At 41.3% G+C, this 3,074-nt stretch carries 3 protein-coding genes and 1 pseudogene; 1 reads left to right on the top strand and 3 read right to left on the bottom strand.

Features of this window, described 5'->3' with window-relative positions; genetic code table 11:
- Positions 1–84: 84 nt before the first annotated feature.
- Positions 85–810 (bottom strand): class I SAM-dependent methyltransferase, encoded by a 726-nt coding sequence (locus B147_RS29695; RefSeq protein ID WP_020586493.1) that lies wholly within the window; start codon positions 808–810, stop codon positions 85–87.
- Positions 810–1,412, bottom strand: a complete 603-nt coding sequence (locus B147_RS0106915; protein ID WP_020586492.1) for a GNAT family N-acetyltransferase — start codon at positions 1,410–1,412, stop codon at positions 810–812. The genes B147_RS29695 and B147_RS0106915 overlap by 1 nt, the downstream gene beginning before the upstream one ends.
- A 345-nt stretch (positions 1,413–1,757) precedes the next feature.
- On the opposite strand from B147_RS0106915, the pseudogene B147_RS33440 reads away from it, so the two are divergent.
- Positions 1,758–1,874: pseudogene (locus tag B147_RS33440) on the top strand (TrmO family methyltransferase domain-containing protein); the annotation flags it as partial.
- A gap of 120 nt (positions 1,875–1,994) precedes the next feature.
- On the opposite strand, the gene B147_RS0106900 reads toward B147_RS33440, so the two are convergent.
- The gene (locus B147_RS0106900; RefSeq protein WP_020586489.1) at positions 1,995–2,606 is read right to left on the bottom strand and encodes a tyrosine-type recombinase/integrase; all 612 of its coding nucleotides are present in this window, start codon (positions 2,604–2,606) and stop codon (positions 1,995–1,997) included.
- Positions 2,607–3,074: the final 468 nt, after the last annotated feature.

Genomic DNA, 3,074 nt, shown 5'->3' with positions numbered 1-3,074 from the left:
TGGACGATGCCGGACTACAAACTGCAGCTTGACAAACAAAAACTGGAGTTTTTTTCAAATTATCAAGATAAAAAATCCGAAAACTCAAGTATATAGTTGAGCTTCATGCCGCTGGTTTGCGATAAATTCTTCGGCAATTTTGTTGCCGGCATTTTGTTTCAAGAAAAGTTCATCTGCAGCTACTTTGGGCGCAAAGTAATTTTCCATCCAGCAGTTTTCAGGCAAAATAAAAGCGGCGACCGGCATATACCCAGATTTTTGCATCTGCGCCACCTTATTGGAGACCGTGTCTATTTCCGGATAGGCATCCATCCAGAACGCTTCGATCTCGGCTGGACGTTCCTCTGTAAACCATGTTCCTTCCGAAACCGCAAGATAGCCTCCTGTTTTCAGAAATTTGCGCCATTCATTAAGTCCCCGTTCAAAACCAATGTTATAGATCGCTCCTTCGGACCATATAAGATCCAACTGCTCATCCTGGAAGGGGAGATCTTCCATTGATTTAACAATGCCTTTCATTCTATGCTGAAGACCAAGCTTTTCAGCATTCTGGTTGAACAGGTCGATAAAAGCAGGAAAGATGTCGATACCTGTAATATTGCATGGTGCATGCTGTGCTAAGATCATTGTCTGTCCACCTGATCCGCAGCCGATGTCGGCAACAAGTGATTTGTCGTTAAGGTTGTCGATAAAACTCAATGCCTTGATGGTTACTTCCGGGCTCCCCGGCCCCTGTCGTTTTAGACTTGCAAAATATTGGCAGATCAATTCCACATCGAACTCATGAATTGATTTATATTCATCGTTCATTATTCTCTCCAATGCTGAGGCTGATTAAGTACATTAGAACATTCCACCGTTCCCCCGGCTTTGCCGATAATCCCGGAAGACAGTTCAGTTACCATCCAGGCGCCGGCATGTTCTTCCGGGATCGGATATGGTGCTTTGAACCCCAATTTGCCGGCAGGAACGAATCCCGACCGGGGATAATAATCAGGATGTCCTAAAACTAAAACCAAATCCACCCCGTTTTTCTTTAACCGGTCAAGTCCTTCTTTGATAAGAAGTCCCCCAACACCAGTGGATTGAACCTCCGGAAGCACTGCAAGAGGCGCCAATATACGGGCTGAAACCAAAATTGGAGATTGTGCGATGTTTACTTTTGTAAAAAGAACATGCCCAACAATAGTTTGATTTTTAACCGCTACAAGAGAAAGCAAGGGTTCTGCGCTTTGGTCATCGAATAAACCATTTACAAGCTCGGCGATCACCGGCCCCTTTGCCTTTCCAAATGCCGTTTTATGAATTTTTTCTATTTCCAGTCTATCAAATTCCTGTGAACTTCTTATTTTCAATATTCTATCCTTTTTGAGTTCAATAATCAGTATTGAAAAATATATTAAAGGCTGCATCGTTATCAGTGATAACAACCTTAAAATATTGTTATTTATAAGACTGAAAGGGCGTTACTGATAAAAGGGAATATAATATAGATGGATGCAAGGACGGTTCCCGTACTGAGACCGGCTCGTGCACCCTGTTGTTCAGGAATAGAGTGAGTAGACTGAGATGTAATACCAATCCATTACTGATTAACTTTTATCAGTAACGATTTGCACAATATCTAATAATTTAGAAAACAAAAAAATCCTTTTAAATCTAGTGTAATTAATTGATGTTCCTCATATCATTTATTCAAAACAGTTGTCAAATATCACAATTCCATTTCTCAGTGAACCACGGGGACTGTTCTCCACCAGGCGCCCCGGCGCCCCAACCCCATCGGGCTGTCCATTGTCCGCCTGGTCGGCAGGCAAAAAAACACCCTTGAGATTCTGGATATTGATGTTTTGAACGCCCCCCCCTCTCATTGACATGAAACCTTATGTGCCGGGTTTTGACGCCAAAACTGAAAATGTCCGTTCGGGATGGCTGGAGGAAAACCAAGTTAAAGACCAAACCATGACCTCAGACCGCAGGTTTATCTGATAGATTTAGCCGATTTCATTCATTAAAATACTGTGAACCTCTTTATCCTCTATGCCTAAATACGTCATCGTTGTCTTAGGATCTGAATGATTGAATCTTTTTGCAATAACATCAAACCCAACGCCATACTTAGTCCGCTGCTGATATCCCCAGGTTTTTCTTAATGTATGAGTACCGTAATTCCCTTTTAGATTAATCGCCTGAGTCCATTTTTTAACAAGCCCATGTACCGCTTGTACTGACAAGGGAAAATTCTCACCCTTCCGGCTCCGGAATAAATAATGATGATTTTCGATTTGGCTTATGCTGTTTGAAAAATAAGTATCAAGTGCCTTTCGTACAGATTTGTTGATCACCACCACGTTTTTTTTCTTGGTTTTACTTTCGGTTATCTGGTGAACTTGGCCTGGCTTCAAGTAACGGACGTCCCCTACCTTTATATTAAGAAGGTCACCGACCCGGATGCCATTATTGATTCCCATAACAAATAAAAGGTGGTCTCTCGGGTGGCCGGAAAGAAGCTGGATGATCGCTTTAATATCTTTTTCTCCTCTGATCGGCTCCACCTCAATTCTGGAACCTTTTTTCGGATGATTGAAATTTTGACCTTTTTCCATAACATCCCCCTACCCTATTATAAATCTTAAGTTAGTTGCATTATATACATATAACTTAAGATTTAAAAATGGAAGAAGGCGGATTTTTTTAACAAAAATAGCGAATGCCCCTATGTAAAAAGGGTTTTCACTGTTTTGTCGAATCTTAACTTTTACCTAAAAGTTAAGATTTAGATCTGCCCACCACCGAAGCCTTATGCTTCACACGTATTTGAGCTAAATCGTCTGCCATTATTTAAAATGGAAACCTGGACCTTTTTTGTTTTCATTTTATTGTTTACTAAGTCAAACGGTCTTATCCTGCTTCGGTCTTTGTTTCTATTATTTTGGAGCCTTGGCCCCAGGTAAAGTTTGCGCTGCAAGATCAAAAGTGAAGGCTATGTTCCCTTTAATAGTTGAAATTGCTCCAATGAGATACTCAGCAAAGATTCTGGCAATATACCTGGGCGCTGCTCAAGTGAACGCCGC

Source organism: Desulfobacter curvatus DSM 3379, assembly GCF_000373985.1.
GTDB classification, from domain to species: Bacteria; Desulfobacterota; Desulfobacteria; order Desulfobacterales; family Desulfobacteraceae; genus Desulfobacter; species Desulfobacter curvatus.
This window is presented reverse-complemented; position numbering and strand designations above follow the sequence as displayed.